Here is a 16,084-nt window from a genome sequence, read left to right as displayed (position 1 = left end):
AATTAAATGATGTTATCAATCCGAACCTGTTTTTGATTGTAGATTTACTTTTGATTGCGATTTTAATGGAAGATGCTTTCTTTTTCTTTATATTTCGTTTTTTTCACCGCATTGATCGGATAACAAAGACAGAAAATGAAATCATTGACATAGCAACTAAAACTCAGGTAGATGAATGGCTGTCTCAAAATAAAAAATTAATCGCTAATTCTATTTTATCGTCGACTTTATTTATTAAAAAAAATTCCTACTATTCTTGGGGTGTCATCAATCAAGACGACTATTATCAGATTGTTTTTATTGACCTTTCAAAGAAGAATACCTTGGTCATATTGACTATTCAAAAATCAGAAGTCCATCAATACGACGAAGAAAACACCATTGAAAACCTAATTGATACAATTCAAAAAAAGGCTAGGGAATTACAGAAGCCAATACGAAAACAATTCTATACCTCTTCTCGTTTTTTTTAATAATTAGCTCACAGAAAGTATTTCAAAAAAGTAAGAAATTGTCTCCAGAATTGATATTAACCTCGAAATTTAGACAGATTTCGGAGTTTTATTATGTCCAAATTATCAAAAGTAGTTATCTAACTAATTTTTCTACGTTAATTCAATCAAAACTATTTAAATGAGTTAAGTCTACATTTTTAAATTTGAAAACATCCTCTAATTCATCTTTACTTAAAAATTTCGATAAATAATTTTTTTCATTCAGCACAAATTGAGCATCATCATGTATTAAAAAAGTAATGACATTGGACTTTTTAATAAGCATTAATCCGCTTTCTTTATTGTCACCAGTGTATAGAGTCAGTCCTTTTAAATTCAATAACCGTGCCCGATGGTAATAGTCTCTCTCCTGATTTTGAAAGTAAGAAATTAGATTATCCAAGAGCTGTTGGGCAACAACCGCATTTTTCTGTTCAAGCATATGTAAAATCATATTATTGTAAATATAAAAGAGCATTGAGAAACTGTCATATCTGAAAAGGTCATATAATATGGCCTTTTTTTGCAGTTCTAAAAATAAATTTAACATGAATCTTTCTTCGAGAAAAGGGATTGCATGCCCAAAAAGATAAAGTTCAAAGAATGTCCAGTTGGTGATACTTTGAAAATAATTTTGTAGAGTATTAATTTCATCTCCAGTAATGGTAGCTTTACCAAGAGTCGTTAACATCATTTTGATCTGGATTGCTTGTAGCTTGGAGAATTTATCAGACTTATTTTGCCATCGTCGTAGGTGATCATTTAAGGAATCAATATCGGATGATTGGTAGGCTTTTTGTAGGGAGGGTAGAAAATCATTTAGATAGTTATTTGATTTTTGATAAGAGAATTCAAATTCTGAAAGTTGAACATTAATCCTATCCAACAATTCTAGTAAGTGCATGAAGGAAATATCGGTCAATCCTCTTTCAAATTTAGACAAAAAAGTATATGAAACAATGCCACTGCTTGCTTCTTTTAAAGTGATATTTTTTCCTTTTCGAAATGTCTTAAAAACTTCACCGATTTCAGCCATAATTTTACCTATATGCACATTTTGTCTCTTTCTGATATGCGTATTCTATCATTAGGGCATACTTTTAGAAAGAGGTTGATGAATGCTTAGTTTTCAGAAAAAAAGTTTTCACCTGTTGTGGTTGAGCTTCTTAGTTTCTACTTTAGGGGATTGGATGTATCGCCTTGCCTTACCAATCATTGTTTTGTCAAAAACTGGTTCGGCTTACCACGCGGCGACTGCATTTGGCATATCATTTATACCCTGGGTTTTATTCTCATTGATAGGGGGTGTATTGGCAGATAGCTATTCTAAAAGAAAAAATATTAGTTGTTGGTAATATCTTTGCATCAATTTTTAGTTGCTTTCTTTTATTTACTTTAAGTATAAAGAACATTAATTTTACCTTTTTATACCTAGTTGTATTTTTGTTAGCTTCTGTTGATCCGTTAATTCACCCAAGCTTTCAAAGTATTATTCCAGAAATTATAAAACGAGACGATTATGTAAAAGCGAATGCATTGATTCAAACAATTGATAATACATTAACCATTTTAGGCCCATTAGCAGGTGGCAGTGTTATCATGCTAATAGGGGGTATCAATGCGCTTTGGTTTGATACTTTTTCTTTTATCCTTTCGGCTTGCATTTTATATGCTTTACCAAAGACTGAAAAAGGGCACACGAAAAAAATGACGCTTAACACTATTAAAAAGGACATTTTAGATGGTGTTAAATATAGTTTTCAACAAAAGGTTATTTTTAGCGGATCTTTGATGTTCTTTATGACAAATTTTGCTCTTAATATGTTTGAGGCCAACTATATTTTTTATATGACGAAGGCATTAGGATACCCGCTGATAGATGCAACAATTGCCTTATCTATAGGTGGCGTCGGCGCATTAATAGCTGGACCAGTCAGTTCATTAATTGTTGAGCGATTTCGATCTGGGGTGCTACTATCCATCAGCACAGTGTTAGCGGGATTAAGTACACTTTTATTGTTGATCAATACCAATTACATTTATATTGGCGTTATTTTAGGATTGGTTAGTTTCTTTGGCACAATCAACGTTATCACTTATTTCACACTGCGACAACGTACCGTTCCGAGTGACCAACTAGGTCGAGTTGTTTCTGTTACTAGAATGGTTTCTTATGCTTCCATTCCGGTTGGATCTTGGTTTGGTGGTTTACTGTTAAATCAAGGTGTTTCGATGGCTTGGGTCATCTTAATAGCAGGAGTATTAAGGGCAAGTGCTGGGGTAGGAGCAGCGGTATCGCCGTTGGCTCATGAAAAATATTTAAATAAATAGATAATATGTTTTTTTATAGTGGTTATAGATTAGTTTATTTACAGTGACTGTTTGATAGAATAAGCTAAACATGAATTAGGGGAGACTTATGCAGCTGAGAAAATTAACAATGCGTGATGAAATTGCCTACAAAAATTATAAAAACTCTTGGAAGGAAAAGATGGTGCCAACATCTTCATTTACTAATCAAACTTTCCCCGACTTTGTTCAAAAACTAAAAAAAAGACAAGTTGAATAAGGACGGTAAGTTTGTTCCAGCAGAAACTCTTTTTTTATTTGCTAATGATGTAATTGTTGGTGGTGTTCAAATTAGATACGATTTGACTAAAAATTTAATGATTGAAGGTGGTCATATTGGCTACGGAGTTAGTCCTGATTTTAGAGGGTTAGGGTATGGTAATCAGTTACTGGGATTAGGCCTTGAAAAATTAAGGGAAAAAGGTATTCGTCAAGCTGTATTGACTTGTAATAGTTCTAATGAAAATTCTAAAAAAATCATTTTAAAAAACCATGGTGTTTTGGACGCTAGATACACTATTGAGGACCAGGTAAAAGAACGTTACCTAATCAATATAACTAGTTGATATAACACGTCTTATAAAAAGTAAAAGCCCACAACCTGGTGAATATCAGGATTGTGGGCTTTTTGTGAAATTATCTTTGATGAGAATCTTTATGAACGCGTTTATCTAAATAATAACCCATTAATAATGAAACAAAAAAATACACTACTATCGCTAAAATACTCTTGATCAATCCAAAATTAATTATCTTAAGCACAAAAAAAGTAAGCACATAGTACACAGTTGTACTCATCAAATAAAATAAAAAGTTTTTCTTCAAATATTGTTTCAAAATTCTCTCCAGTTTACACTTTCTGAATAAAAATTATCTTTGAGAATTATTATTAGATTTTTTTCCAAAGACCGCTGGAAGTAAAAAACAGTTCGAAATGACTGCTGAAAATGGAATAACAGCACCCCAAAAACCTTCTGATACGAAATCAAAAAATAGCCAATAGAGTTCAGCAATTAGTATAAGTATCATGATAATTTTAGCGAATTTATGTTGAGTCAATACTTTTCTCCCTTATTTTCTTTTTTTAATTATATCAAAAAAGAGGTCACTATATTTGCTGACGAATATAACAGAAGGACACTAATAGCCATGGTGCAAGTATAACTTGCTTTACGAATGATAGTCTTTCTTGCTAGTCTTATAAGAGTAAATTCTCTAAATTAAAGGTGAAAGACATGAGTTTTGAGCAAGACATTAAAAGGCTTCGTCAAAGTAAGAAAATGACCCAGCAAGAATTAGCTGATATTCTACACGTCAGTCGTCAAACTGTGTCGACCTGGGAAAATGGGAAGAATTATCCTAGTTTGGAAATTTTGAGAAGCATTTGTGTTTTGTTTGATGTGTCTTTCGAACAAATTATGTTTGGAGAAGAAAACACAATGAAAAATAAGCAAGATATGGCGACGGCAATTGATCGGGACGTGAAATTAAAAACACGCTATAAAAAATTAACGATTATATTGGCAACGATTTTTGTCTTCTTTGGTGCTTGGATTAGCGTGCTGGTTTTTGGTTATTCAAAAGGTGTTGCGACAATTGATCGTTGGAACCCGTTTTTGACGTATCAAGTTTCTTATACAAAAATGCCAGCTTTAACAAAGAAAGATAGCCAACGTGAATGGACAGCTTGGTATTCTGATAATGAAATGGGCACCTCTTGGACAAAGTTAACGCTATCAACTGGTGAAAATCCTGGCGTTGTAGAACCCTATGTGATGGCTTATCATAAGGGCAGTTATGTCAAAACAAGCCGAATTGTTCCTGCAAGCGAAGTTAGCACGCTTGTTCGAGGAGACCTGGAGACTTTTGAAAAATATCAACAAGAAACATCCAAAATAGGTGCGAGCGATGATTCTAATTTTCAAAAGGATTTGAAAAAGAAAGTGCATCTCACCGATACAATTCGAACAATAAATAACAATTAGCATTACAAAAGGGGCCGTTATTCGAATACCAGTAGCGGCCCCTTTTAAATTTTTCTAAGCGATACAGTTGTTCTTCATCAAAGTGCATCTTGTCCATTTTTAAAAGAATAACTTATTTTTTGATAAAAGCCCTCACCAGTGAGCAATCACCGATGAGGGCTTTATTTGTTATAGGTCGATAGTCAATTCAATTGGAGCATGGTCCTGTCTGGCACCGGTATCAACAACCTTGATATCTTGAACCTGATCGGCAATCCGGTTTGAAACTAAGTAATAGTCAATCCGCCAACCAGAGTTATTAATCTTAGAAGTTTTAACTCGCTGTGCCCACCATGTATAGATATCTGCTTGTCCAGGGTTCTTGGCGCGCAGGGTATCGGTGTAACCGTCATCCAGCAACAAGGTAAACTTTTCGCGTTCCTCATCTGTAAAGCCAGCGGAATGGTGGTTGGTGCTTGGATGCTTCAGGTCAATTTCTTCGTGGGCAACGTTAAAGTCACCGGAAAAGATGACGGGCTTTTTTTCATTCAAACCATCAATATAGGCCCGGTAGGAATCATCCCATGCCTGACGGTCCTCAAGCCGGTCTAATTTTGAACCGGCATTGGGGGTGTAGACCGTGGAAACAAAGAAATCTTTGTATTCAAGGGTGACAATCCGTCCTTCTTGATCCATTTCACCAGGGGCGCCAATCGTTGGGTAGTCAACGGCAACTGGTTCTTCTTTAGCAATCATCATGGTACCAGCGTAAGACTTTCTGGCTGTTGATGAGTTGGTGTAAAAGTGATAATCCGGGAAGAGTTCAGTCAAGGCGGCGAGGTGCTTTTTAGTTAAGCCAGAGTCCTTGAGTTTCGTTTCCTGGATGGCGAGGACGTCTGGCTTTTGCGCAGCCAAATCAGATAAAACGCCCCAGGTCATCTTGCCACGATCTGAACTGTGTTCGACAGCGGCGTTAATGGAGTCAATATTCCACGAAATAAATTTCATTATGTCTCAGTATCCTTTGCTGATTTTAGTTGAGAGTGAACCCACTTTGGTAAATGTTGGTTAGAGCGTTGGGGTTTGGTCCGCCATTTCCTTCATGAAGGCCGGGAGGGCCTTAGCAATTTCGGTTGGTAAGGTGACGTAGGCCGTGTCCGCTAAACGCTCTGCAATTGCTGAATGACTGTAGACGGCTGCCAAAACGGCTCTATTTGTGTCTTGAAATTGAGCTACAAAGGCCGCAATGACGCCAGCTAGCGTATCGCCCATGCCGCCAGTTGCCTGGTAGGGGCCACCAACCGTCAGTTGGTAAAGCTCATTTTCCAAGTATACCTGAGTCTGGTCAGACTTCAAAACCAAAATTGGTTCAGGATTCATGGCAACAAGGGCCTCCCAATTATTGTCTTCTTTTGCTTGGTCAGCGATGGCGACTTGACCAAAACGTTGCCACTCCATTTGATGGGGCGTTAAGATAATTTGGCCCTTTGGTAGGGGCAGATTTTCCTGTGCCATCATGGTCAAGGCTGATCCATCCAAAATCACCTTATGCTTGTCGGTGAGTTCTTTTAGGGCTTGCTTTAAAATGGTTAATTCATTTCCTAAACCAGAACCAATGAGGACGACGTCCACGCCGGCAATTAAATCCGATAGGTCTTGATGATAGTCAACGACCATGGCCTCTGGTAAGCGGGCGTGGAGGGCGGTTTTATTAACGGGGTCGGTGGCCACCGTGACTAAACCAGCACCACCGTAAATGGCGGCTTGGGCATTCATGATGGCTGCCCCGCCTAGGTTTTGGTTACCCGCGACGATTAAAATTTTGCCGAAAGTGCCCTTATGCGATTGGCGTGGTCGAACTTGAATGACTTCTTGCACGATTTTCTCAGTTAATTTAATCATTTTTCACCTCTCTGCTAAGCATTTTACGCCTAAGATGTGTATAATGAAAATAACTTAATGAGAAAATAATGAAAAAGGTGAGAGCGACTTTGGTCACTTCCCACAAGGAGGTCTTTGATGATTGATTGGCAGGCAAAAGCTAAGGAAGAAGAACAGGCTTACTTGGCTGATTTGAAGGAGTTTTTGAAAATCCCTTCTGTTCGTGACGATAGCAAGAAGACGGCGGATGCACCGTTGGGACCTGGTCCTAAGGATGCGTTGGTTCATATTTTGGCCTTGGCCGACCGAGATGGCTTTACAACTAAGAACATTGATAACTTGGTTGGTTACATTGAAATTGGTCCCAAGGATGCTGATGAATATGTCGCCTTGCTTTCTCACGTGGACGTTATGCCCGCTGGTGAAGGTTGGGAAACAGATCCGTTTGATCCCGTCATTGAAGACGGTAAGGTGATTGCCCGTGGGGCATCTGATGATAAGGGACCTGGTTTGGCTGCCTATTACGGCTTTAAGATGATTCGTGATTTGGACTTGCCATTGAAGCGTCGTGTCCGCTTGATTTTCGGTACTGATGAAGAAAACGATTGGACTGGCATGACGCGCTACTTCGAAGTTGAACCAGCACCAGCCTTTGGTTTCTCCCCTGATGCCGAATATCCAATTATTAACGGTGAAAAGGGAAACTTGCAGGTGAACATCACTTCACCAGCAACGAACGGGGATGATGCCCAGTTGCTTTCATTTGAATCAGGAATTCGGACGAACATGGTGCCGGGTGTTGCCCGCGCTGCGGTATCGGGCCTTGCCGCTGACCAGGTGGAAGCTGATTTTGCAGCCTTCTTGACTGATAACCCTCAGGTGTCTGGAACGGTGACAACAGATGGGGACCAATTGTCCTTTGAAGTCTTTGGTAAGCAGGTCCACGGTTCTTTGCCTGAAACGGGTGAAAACGCCGGAACTTACTTGGCAAAGTTCTTGAAGCAATATGACTTTGGTGGCACAGCTACTCACTTCCTAGCTTACTTGGGTGATTTGTCACACGATGATCCAACTGGTCAAAAATTAGGTGTCAACCATGTTGACGACGTGATGGGTGCCTTGTCAATGAACGTTGGAATCCAAAAGTTCGATTTGGAAAAGGGCGTTTACATCAACTTTAACTTCCGTTATCCAAAGGGTATCGAACCAGCATTTATCGAGGAAAAGTTAGCAAAGGCAATGCCAGCCTGGGATTACTCAGCCAAGATTGGTGGCCATGCTCAGGTGCCACACTACGTTTCACCTGAGGATCCAGTTGTTAAGACTTTGTTGAACATTTACCACGACCAAACTGGCCTAGAAGCACATGACCAAGTGATTGGTGGTGGGACTTACGGCCGCTTGATGGACCGCGGGGTTGCCTTTGGGGCTTTATTCCCTGACTCACCAGATACGATGCACCAGGTTGGCGAATTTGCCTTGGTTGATGACCTTGTTCGTTCAATGGGAATCTACGGTCAAGCCATTGTGGACTTAGCTAATTTGCCCGAATAAAAATCAGTAAAGCGATGCACACTCTGAAAGCTAAAACATCTTTTAGGGAGTGCACTCATCAAAGTCAGACTTTTGTCTGGCTTTTTATTTTGGCCAATAATAATTGTCTTTAAAATGTAACCGCTTTGCATGTAAAAAATAAAAGAGTCGTTTTTTGATTCTCATATAATGAACCTAATTCGAGTTAGCGAGAGTTAGGGGAGTTAGAGAGATGAGAATAGAAGACTTTTTTCATGAATATAACCATCGCCATGAAAACGATGACCTGGTCGGTGAAATTGAAGAAATTCAAGATTACTGGCAAAAAATGCGCCAATCACGCCGGAGTCTTGTGGGCTTTGCACCAGAGGAGCTATTACGGACTGACGGGCAAATAATGGAATCAGACCAGGTTTATGAACAATTGATTGAGAAAAAGGCGGAACTGATTTCTCATGGCGGATCCTATCCTCTAATGGAAACTGACCTGCGTGAAGCCGGCTTTAATCATAAAATTGAGACGATCGACAAGATGGAGGTTATAACTGGTGACTACATGTGGGGACAGCAGAATAATACCTTTACTGTAGTTGGGGATGACCTCATCGCTTCTAGTTATTTTGTCAAAATGGGGACGGAAGAAACGGATGATTTAAACTTTAAAAGTGAGCGATTGATGGCTAAGACTGATTTCTTCCGGGCCTTGAAAGATCTTCGAGTTGGTAGCTGGGAGAGAAAGTACGTGGATGAAAGTGTCATGGATGCGACTCAGTGGAGTGTGCGCATTTATTTCAATCACGGATTGGAGGTCTTGACCATCGAGGGTAGCAACGATTATCCAGACAACATGGAAGAATTCAATCGTGTCTTTGATTTGAACGTATTTGACGATGCGGGTGTGGACGATGAAGGTGAATTTGTCGAATTATGATGGCCAGAAGATCAATGGCTAGTTAGAAAGGTGTAAAGAATGGGAAAGGACCGCTATGCTAGACTTTGTGAGAGGGACATAGCGGTTTTTATGTGAAACAATTTAGAAGAATCTGCCAGAGGGTAGGTGCTTGCTAGTTCAACGGGGATGAAAAAATATGGATGGATAGTCTTTTTGGTCTAGTTTTTGAGCAAAAGTTGGTTGAAGGGCAATCAATCATTGCTATTACTTGCTAATCGCCATGAGCATATTGGTCGCTGGCCTTGATAAAATCAGTCATTTGGTCTAAAATTATATAGAACTTATTTTTGGAGGATTTAACATGTCTAAATGGACAGCTGCTGCGGACGCAAACCGCGGTACACTAGAATTTTCAATTGCTCAAGCTGATGTACAAAAGGCCTTGAAGCCAGCATTTGACAAGAACAAGAACCAAATTGCCGTACCAGGTTTCCGTAAGGGTAAGGTACCAATGTCATTGTTCATGCAAAAGTTTGGTGAAGAAGCATTGTACCAAGACGTCATGGATATCGTTTTGCCAGCCGCTTATGACGCAGCTGTTGCTGAACAAGGCATCACAGTTGTTGGTCGCCCTGACATCGTTCCAGTTTCAATGGACAAGGGTGCTGACTGGCAAATGAAGGCCGAAGTAGCCGTTGCCCCTGAAATCAAGTTGGGTGATTACACTGGTTTGTCTGTTGAAAAGCAAGACGCCACTGTATCAGACGAAGAAGTTGATGCTGAAATCAAGCGCCAACAAGAAAACCAAGCTGAATTGGTTTTGCAAGAAGACGGCACAAAGGCTGAAAATGGCGACACGGTTGTCATTGACTTTGATGGTTCTGTTGACGGCGACCACTTCGATGGTGGACAAGCTAAGGATTATTCTTTGGAATTGGGCTCAGGCTCATTTATCCCAGGATTTGAAGACCAATTGGTTGGTCATGTAGCCGGTGACGATGTTGACGTTAAGGTTACTTTCCCTGAAGAATATCAAGCTAAGGACTTGGCTGGTAAGGAAGCTTTGTTTGAAGTAAAGCTTCACGAAATCAAGCGTAAGTCATTGCCTGATTTGGATGATGAATTTGCCAAGGACGTTGATGAAGACGTTGAAACTTTGGCTGAATTGAAGGAAAAGACAAAGAAGAACTTGCAAGAAGCACGTGACGAAGCAGCTAAGGATGCTTTCGAAGATGCTGCTGTGCAAGCCGCAGTTGACAATGCTGAAGTTGTTGGTGGCAACTTGCCAGAAGAGATGATCCACGAAGACGTTGATCGTCAAATGCAACAATACTTGGCTCAATTGCAACAACAAGGCATTTCACCAGAAATGTTCTTCCAGATTTCTGGTCAAACTCAGGAATCATTCCACAAGCAATTTGAAGAAGGTGCTGACAACCGCGTTAAGACAAACTTGGTTTTGGAAGCGATTGTTAAGGCCGAAAAGATTGATCCAAGCGCTGATGAAGTTGCTGCCGAAGTTAAGTCATTGGCTGATCAATACAATATTTCAGAAGAACAAGTTAAGCAATCATTGTCAGATGATTTGTTGAAGCACGACATTGCTATGAAGGCAGTCGTTGACAAGATTGTTTCATCTGCCAAGGCGAAGTAAGCCAGTGAAAAAGCCCGGTCGGGCTTTTTTTCTTACATAGCCTACTGATTTAGGCAGCTGTTCTTGTTGAACAAGCCGGCAGGCGAGTGCTAATGCCGGAGAAAGACGATATAGAGGGGGATATTATGGTCCAAACACCGAATGAAACCACTCCAGTCCACTGCTCTTTTTGTGGTAAGGATGCTGATGAAGTCAAGAAGCTAGTCGCTGGTCCTGATGGATTATATATTTGTAACGAGTGTATCGCATTGGCTGATCAAATCATCCAAGAAGAGATGCGAGTTGACCAGCAGTCTGAGCAGTTGACTTTGCCAACGCCAAAGGAAATCGTTGAGAATCTGAACGATTACGTGATTGGCCAAGAAGATGCCAAGAAGACCTTGGCGGTGGCGGTCTATAACCACTACAAGCGCGTGAATGAAAATGCTTTGAAGACGACGGATGTTGAATTGCAAAAGTCAAACATCGCTTTGCTAGGGCCAACTGGATCAGGAAAGACTTACTTGGCCCAATCATTAGCAAAGATTTTGCAAGTTCCATTCGCCATTGCGGATGCAACAACGTTGACAGAAGCTGGCTATGTCGGTGAAGACGTTGAAAACATCTTGCTCAAGCTTTTGCAGGCCGCTGATTTTGATGTGGAATCTGCTCAACGTGGTATTATCTATGTCGATGAAATTGACAAGATTGCTAAAAAATCAGAAAACGTTTCGATTACCCGTGATGTTTCGGGTGAAGGAGTCCAACAGGCTTTGCTGAAGATGTTGGAAGGAACGATTGCTTCCGTGCCACCACAAGGTGGTCGTAAGCACCCACAACAGGAGTTAATCCAAGTTGATACCACCAACATCCTCTTTATCGTTGGTGGTGCCTTTGCTGGCCTCGATACGTTGATTAAGGAACGTTTGGGAAGTCGAGTAATCGGTTTTGGTTCAAGCACATCAGACCAGGCCAAGGCCTTGGATAAGCCAAATGTTTTGAAGAATGTTGAACCGGAAGATTTGACGAAGTTTGGTTTGATTCCAGAATTTATTGGGCGTTTGCCAATTATCACGGTTTTGGATGAGTTAACCGTGGAGGATTTGACCCACATTTTGACGCAACCAAAGAACGCCTTGGTTAAGCAGTACCAGGCATTGCTTGGCTTGGATGGCGTTGAGTTGGAATTCCAGCCTGCTGCCTTGTCTGCTATGGCTGATTTGGCTATTGAACGAGGCACTGGTGCCCGTGGTTTGCGCTCAATCATTGAAAACGTCATGAAGGATACGATGTTTGATATCCCAAGTCGTGATGATGTTGAAAAGGTTGTAATCACTAAGGCGTCTGTAACGTCTGGTAAGGAACCCGAGCTGGTTTTGAAGAAAGATAAAAAGGACTAAGTATGGACGTTCATAACGTTGAAATGGTGATGTCAGCGGTCTCACCAAGCCAATATCCTACGGACGGTCGGGCGGAATTTGCCTTGGTCGGTCGGTCAAATGTTGGCAAGTCATCATTGACGAATACCCTGATTAATCGTAAAAATTTTGCCCGGACTTCCGGTCAGCCTGGAAAAACTCAAACATTGAACTTTTATGATGTGGAGGGAAAGCTCTACTTCGTTGATGTTCCTGGTTATGGTTATGCGAAGGTTTCCAAAAAGAAGCGTGAAGCCTTTGGTCAGATGATTGAGACCTACATTAGTTGTCGGAAGCAGCTTCGTGGTGTGATTTCTTTGGTTGATGCGCGCCATAAGCCAAGCGAAGAGGACATCATGATGTACAATTGGCTGGCATATTACAATATTCCGGTCCTCTTGGTCGCAACTAAGTCTGATAAGATTGCCCGCGGAAAATTAAACCAATCTGAATCAATTATCAAAAAGGCAGTTGATTTTGATGCTGAAAATTCTGATTTCCAATTTTTCTCTTCCGTTACTAAATCAGGAAAAGATGAAGTTTGGCAATGGATTGAAGACCGGCTTTAAACTTATAAAAATACAACTATACCATTGACTATTTTTCGTTACTGTTTACAATGTTATGTAGGAGGTAATTGCAATGTCACAAGATACAGCAATTTTTGCTGGAGGATGTTTTTGGTGCATGGTCGAGCCATTTGACTCGTTGCCAGGAATCGAAAAGGTTCGTTCCGGCTACACCGGTGGCCACGTGGCAAACCCAACCTACGAGGAAGTTTGCTCCCATACTACCGGACATACCGAAGCAGTAAAGATTTGGTTTGACCCTGACAAGTTCTCTTACAAGGATTTGGTTGAACTTTATTGGCAAGTAGCTGACCCAACCGATGCAACTGGACAATTTGCTGATCGTGGTGATTCATACCGCCCAGTAATTTTTGTTAACTCACCTGAGCAGCGCCAAATTGCCGAGGAGTCAAAGAAGGAATTGAACGAATCAGGTCGATTCGACAAGCCAATCTTGACGTCAATCGAGGATGCCAAGCCATTTTATGAGGCCGAGGAATACCACCAAGACTTCTATAAGAAGGACCCATTGCGTGAAGCAGCAATGATGGCCCCTCGACACGATTATCAAGCAAAGTATTGGGGGGACAAGTAGTCATGGCAAAGTATGATCAAGAAGAATTAAAGCAACGCTTAACACCTGAACAGTACGATGTGACGCAAAATGCGGCTACTGAACGTGCTTTTACTGGTAAGTATGACCAATGGTGGAACGACGGCATCTTTGTTGATGTCGTTTCCGGTGAACCGCTTTTTTCATCAACTGACAAGTATGATTCTGGTTGTGGTTGGCCATCCTTTACCAAGGGAATTGATGATGTTGATTTGAAAGAATCAACTGATAATTCCTTGGGCATGACGAGGACGGAAGTTCGCTCAGGGGAAGCCGACTCACACCTTGGCCACGTCTTTAATGACGGACCAGCTGAACAAGGCGGATTGCGTTACTGCATCAACTCCGCAGCCTTGCGCTTTGTTCCCAAGGAAGACTTGGAAAAAGAAGGCTATGGTAAGTATTCTTACCTGTTTAATTAAATCAGTTTGACAGAAAAACGCTGCCCTTAGGGGCGGCGTTTTTTTTTAGAATGAATATTAATAATTTCCCTTTCAAATATTATATGATAATATAATGATATTAATATTAGATGATTATCATTATAATTATTGGGAGAAAAGGGATGATAAAGAAAATAAAGGCTTTGATTTTCTTTCAAATTAAAGTTGCGCTTGATAACAAGATGGACTTAGTTTATTCATTTTTTATGCCACTGGCGTATTTATTAGTAAACACTATGTCGAACAGCCATCGACAAATTAGTTCGGCAAATCAGTTATCTGATTTATTACCGTTTGTCGGTTATATGGTTGTTACCGGAGTACTTAATGGTTGGGTAATGAATACGCTCATCAGTAGAGAGCGAAATTTCTTAAAAACTTTTACTTCAATTGTTGGTAATAAATTATATATTTTTGCTGCTAATTTTGTAGTCAATTTATTTTCTAACCTCTTGCAAGTTTTAGCTATTGTGGCTATTTATCAAGGAATCACTCATTCAATTAATAGTTTGGTTATTCTGATTTTACTGACCACTGCTGTCGTAATGGATATCATTGTTTCTTTAGCTTCAACAATTATTTTAATTAGTCGGATGAAGCTTTCTAGTATTCCAATGATTTTAACAACTTATATTATTGTTGGTTTGGCTTTATCAGGCCTGCAGACCAACAATTTTCTCCTTCATATCTTATTAAACATGGTTAGTATGTACACACTAACAATTGATGTTGGTAGTCTAATTTATCATCAAGGCAATGTATCCATGGCTACTGTGATGCCTGTTTTGTTACCAATAATTGTTATCGCTATTGTGGGTCTGATTTTGGTTAAAAAAGTTCCAGTATCCTCAATTCATGTGCGAGGTTAAGGGGGAGATAATGAAAGTAGAAAAATGTGATATTTATGCGGGTGAACGATTATTAATTAGGCAGGGATCCTTTGTAGTTGATTCGAATCGGTTAAATTTATTAATAGGTAATAATGGCGTTGGCAAAACAGTTATTCTGGACAAAATATCTAATTTGGATAGAAATCGACCGGCGGAATTTATTGGCTTTCCGGATGCAAAAGATATTATCTATCAAACTCAAGGTGCAAGCTTTATTGATGAAGTGACTGTTTTAACAACGTTAAAATTATTTGGAGAAATGGCTGGCGTTGACCTGGTAAATCATTTGAATTTACCTGAAATCATTTCTAAAAATATGGAAGCACGATTTGGCAATTTGTCGGGAGGCGAACGGCGATTTATTATCATTTGGGCTTCGTTACAGGTACCACGAAAACTCTATTTGTTTGATGAACCATTCGCTAATTTAGACCCCTATCACGTATCTCAATTAATGAAATTATTTTATTCAGAATTAGCAACTGGGAAAACGATTTTATTAACAACTCATCAATTTGAAGAGTTAATTCCGGATCGAACGCACATAACGCATATTGCCCATCAAAAAGTTGACTTTGATGGCACAATGACAGACTTTATGATGCATCATGGAGACGATCTACAGAATGTTTTGAAAGAAATTGCATCATAAAAATTAATCAAAGTTGATCACAACGTTCTTACTCGTTTGACAGAAAAACGCTGCCCTGAGGGGCGGCGTTTTTTTGATGAACATGGAGAACCTTTTGTGCTCAATTAACGGCAAAAGCCTTTCATATGAAGGGTTGCGCTTGGTAATTGACGAAATGCCCGTTAAAATTGCGCAAATCCTAATCGCTTTTGCTAGTGCTTTCTTGGTAAATTAGTATACTGAAGTTAATGGAAATGAAAGAGAGAGGCGCAATGGAATTTACCTTTAACGAGAACTTACTATCTTTAAGAAAAGAACATAATTTATCTCAAGAAAGCTTAGCAAACGAATTGTATGTCACCAGACAAACAATTTCAAAGTGGGAAACTGGCGAGGTCACACCTGATTTGGCTAAGATTCAATCAGTTGCTGATTACTTTCAGGTTCCGGTTGAAGAGGTTCTATTTGGCCAGCAACAATCATCAACGTTAACTGGTGTAGTGAAAGACCGTGCCAAAAAGTTTTTTGAGGAAGATGAGGCTGACAAAGACTGGCACGAAAATCACCGCTGGCGCGAGTGGCAATATCGACCGATTAATAATGGTTGGGAGTTTTTGGCACGCTATTATTGGATTTTATTTGCCCTAATTGGGATGATTGGCTGGTTTGTAAGCAAAAAATAAGAGATATGGATATCTGTTTTTAGGTAAAATGATTTTCAAAATAAAGGTGGACCGCATATCAAATATGCGGTCCACTTTTTAGGTTAAGTGA

At 39.8% G+C, this 16,084-nt stretch carries 18 protein-coding genes; 15 read left to right on the top strand and 3 right to left on the bottom strand.

The annotated features are described in order from the left end of the window. Positions 1-32 precede the first annotated feature (32 nt). Complete coding sequence (locus AOQ32_RS01550; RefSeq protein ID WP_158531854.1) at positions 33-473, top strand: hypothetical protein; 441 nt, start codon at positions 33-35, stop codon at positions 471-473. A 142-nt stretch (positions 474-615) separates the two neighbouring features. On the opposite strand, the gene AOQ32_RS01545 is transcribed toward AOQ32_RS01550, so the two are convergent. After that, on the bottom strand, positions 616-1,530 hold the full coding sequence (locus tag AOQ32_RS01545; protein ID WP_059393327.1) for a helix-turn-helix domain-containing protein: 915 nt from the start codon (positions 1,528-1,530) through the stop codon (positions 616-618). 82 nt (positions 1,531-1,612) lie between these two features. Here AOQ32_RS01545 and AOQ32_RS08950 point away from each other — a divergent pair, with 82 nt between their 5' ends. The 4 genes from AOQ32_RS08950 to AOQ32_RS01525 all read left to right on the top strand — a co-directional run bounded on the left by AOQ32_RS08950 (position 1,613) and on the right by AOQ32_RS01525 (position 4,828). Then, positions 1,613-1,849, top strand: coding sequence for an MFS transporter (locus tag AOQ32_RS08950; RefSeq protein WP_242976703.1), 237 nt, complete (start codon positions 1,613-1,615; stop codon positions 1,847-1,849). After that, on the top strand, positions 1,800-2,825 hold the full coding sequence (locus AOQ32_RS01540; protein ID WP_242976702.1) for an MFS transporter: 1,026 nt from the start codon (positions 1,800-1,802) through the stop codon (positions 2,823-2,825). Before AOQ32_RS08950 ends, AOQ32_RS01540 begins: the two co-directional genes overlap by 50 nt. 230 nt (positions 2,826-3,055) lie before the next feature. Then, a complete protein-coding gene (locus tag AOQ32_RS01535) occupies positions 3,056-3,409 on the top strand; it encodes a GNAT family N-acetyltransferase (RefSeq protein ID WP_059393275.1) in 354 nt (117 codons plus the stop codon). 669 nt (positions 3,410-4,078) lie between these two features. After that, positions 4,079-4,828, top strand: coding sequence for a helix-turn-helix transcriptional regulator (locus AOQ32_RS01525; protein ID WP_059393273.1), 750 nt, complete (start codon positions 4,079-4,081; stop codon positions 4,826-4,828). Between the two features lie 168 nt (positions 4,829-4,996). Here the strand turns inward: AOQ32_RS01525 and AOQ32_RS01520 are convergent, their stop codons facing one another. Together AOQ32_RS01520 and AOQ32_RS01515 are read right to left on the bottom strand one after the other, a co-directional pair. Further along, positions 4,997-5,815, bottom strand: a complete 819-nt coding sequence (locus tag AOQ32_RS01520; protein ID WP_059393272.1) for an exodeoxyribonuclease III — start codon at positions 5,813-5,815, stop codon at positions 4,997-4,999. Positions 5,816-5,875: 60 nt separating this feature from the next. Further along, positions 5,876-6,709 (bottom strand): NAD(P)H-hydrate dehydratase, encoded by an 834-nt coding sequence (locus AOQ32_RS01515; protein ID WP_059393271.1) that lies wholly within the window; start codon positions 6,707-6,709, stop codon positions 5,876-5,878. 114 nt (positions 6,710-6,823) lie between these two features. Between AOQ32_RS01515 and pepV the strand changes: the two genes are divergently transcribed. The 10 genes from pepV (at position 6,824) to AOQ32_RS01465 (ending at position 15,993) form a co-directional block, all read left to right on the top strand. Continuing rightward, positions 6,824-8,242 (top strand): dipeptidase PepV, encoded by a 1,419-nt coding sequence (gene pepV, locus AOQ32_RS01510; protein WP_059393270.1) that lies wholly within the window; start codon positions 6,824-6,826, stop codon positions 8,240-8,242. A 211-nt stretch (positions 8,243-8,453) separates the two neighbouring features. Then, positions 8,454-9,152 carry a hypothetical protein gene (locus AOQ32_RS01505; RefSeq protein ID WP_059393269.1) on the top strand — a complete coding sequence of 233 codons (699 nt, stop codon included), beginning with the start codon at positions 8,454-8,456 and terminating at the stop codon, positions 9,150-9,152. Positions 9,153-9,474: 322 nt separating this feature from the next. Next, on the top strand, positions 9,475-10,767 hold the full coding sequence (gene tig, locus AOQ32_RS01500) for a trigger factor (RefSeq protein ID WP_059393268.1): 1,293 nt from the start codon (positions 9,475-9,477) through the stop codon (positions 10,765-10,767). 125 nt (positions 10,768-10,892) lie between these two features. Next, entirely contained in the window at positions 10,893-12,146 is a 1,254-nt protein-coding gene (gene clpX, locus AOQ32_RS01495; RefSeq protein ID WP_059393267.1) for an ATP-dependent Clp protease ATP-binding subunit ClpX, read from the top strand. A 2-nt stretch (positions 12,147-12,148) separates the two neighbouring features. Beyond that, positions 12,149-12,733: a ribosome biogenesis GTP-binding protein YihA/YsxC gene (yihA, locus tag AOQ32_RS01490; RefSeq protein WP_059393266.1), complete on the top strand. Its 585-nt coding sequence runs from the start codon at positions 12,149-12,151 to the stop codon at positions 12,731-12,733. Between the two features lie 73 nt (positions 12,734-12,806). Then, on the top strand, positions 12,807-13,328 hold the full coding sequence (msrA, locus tag AOQ32_RS01485) for a peptide-methionine (S)-S-oxide reductase MsrA (RefSeq protein WP_059393265.1): 522 nt from the start codon (positions 12,807-12,809) through the stop codon (positions 13,326-13,328). A 2-nt stretch (positions 13,329-13,330) separates the two neighbouring features. Beyond that, positions 13,331-13,768 (top strand): peptide-methionine (R)-S-oxide reductase MsrB, encoded by a 438-nt coding sequence (gene msrB, locus AOQ32_RS01480; protein ID WP_047975548.1) that lies wholly within the window; start codon positions 13,331-13,333, stop codon positions 13,766-13,768. A gap of 143 nt (positions 13,769-13,911) precedes the next feature. Then, entirely contained in the window at positions 13,912-14,658 is a 747-nt protein-coding gene (locus tag AOQ32_RS01475) for a hypothetical protein (RefSeq protein ID WP_059393264.1), read from the top strand. 10 nt (positions 14,659-14,668) lie between these two features. Continuing rightward, positions 14,669-15,331: an ATP-binding cassette domain-containing protein gene (locus AOQ32_RS01470; RefSeq protein ID WP_059393263.1), complete on the top strand. Its 663-nt coding sequence runs from the start codon at positions 14,669-14,671 to the stop codon at positions 15,329-15,331. Positions 15,332-15,558: 227 nt separating this feature from the next. After that, positions 15,559-15,993, top strand: coding sequence for a helix-turn-helix transcriptional regulator (locus AOQ32_RS01465; RefSeq protein WP_242976701.1), 435 nt, complete (start codon positions 15,559-15,561; stop codon positions 15,991-15,993). Positions 15,994-16,084 lie beyond the last annotated feature (91 nt).

The organism is Fructobacillus tropaeoli (assembly GCF_001047135.2).
GTDB lineage: Bacteria > Bacillota > Bacilli > Lactobacillales > Lactobacillaceae > Fructobacillus > Fructobacillus tropaeoli.
The sequence above is the reverse complement of the archived record's forward strand: the minus strand, read 5'-3'. Positions and strand labels throughout refer to the sequence as shown.

Excerpts from the sequence above, each read along its gene's own strand:
- yihA (WP_059393266.1), top strand. The coding sequence starts at position 12,149 with ATGGACGTTCATAACGTTGAAATGGTGATGTCAGCGGTCTCACCAAGC.
- AOQ32_RS01520 (WP_059393272.1), bottom strand. The coding sequence starts at position 5,815 with ATGAAATTTATTTCGTGGAATATTGACTCCATTAACGCCGCTGTCGAA.
- AOQ32_RS01515 (WP_059393271.1), bottom strand. The coding sequence starts at position 6,709 with ATGATTAAATTAACTGAGAAAATCGTGCAAGAAGTCATTCAAGTTCGA.
- AOQ32_RS01545 (WP_059393327.1), bottom strand. The coding sequence starts at position 1,530 with ATGGCTGAAATCGGTGAAGTTTTTAAGACATTTCGAAAAGGAAAAAAT.
- AOQ32_RS01470 (WP_059393263.1), top strand. The coding sequence starts at position 14,669 with ATGAAAGTAGAAAAATGTGATATTTATGCGGGTGAACGATTATTAATT.
- AOQ32_RS01525 (WP_059393273.1), top strand. The coding sequence starts at position 4,079 with ATGAGTTTTGAGCAAGACATTAAAAGGCTTCGTCAAAGTAAGAAAATG.
- AOQ32_RS01475 (WP_059393264.1), top strand. The coding sequence starts at position 13,912 with ATGATAAAGAAAATAAAGGCTTTGATTTTCTTTCAAATTAAAGTTGCG.
- AOQ32_RS08950 (WP_242976703.1), top strand. The coding sequence starts at position 1,613 with ATGCTTAGTTTTCAGAAAAAAAGTTTTCACCTGTTGTGGTTGAGCTTC.
- tig (WP_059393268.1), top strand. The coding sequence starts at position 9,475 with ATGTCTAAATGGACAGCTGCTGCGGACGCAAACCGCGGTACACTAGAA.
- clpX (WP_059393267.1), top strand. The coding sequence starts at position 10,893 with ATGGTCCAAACACCGAATGAAACCACTCCAGTCCACTGCTCTTTTTGT.
- msrB (WP_047975548.1), top strand. The coding sequence starts at position 13,331 with ATGGCAAAGTATGATCAAGAAGAATTAAAGCAACGCTTAACACCTGAA.
- AOQ32_RS01505 (WP_059393269.1), top strand. The coding sequence starts at position 8,454 with ATGAGAATAGAAGACTTTTTTCATGAATATAACCATCGCCATGAAAAC.
- AOQ32_RS01465 (WP_242976701.1), top strand. The coding sequence starts at position 15,559 with ATGGAAATGAAAGAGAGAGGCGCAATGGAATTTACCTTTAACGAGAAC.
- msrA (WP_059393265.1), top strand. The coding sequence starts at position 12,807 with ATGTCACAAGATACAGCAATTTTTGCTGGAGGATGTTTTTGGTGCATG.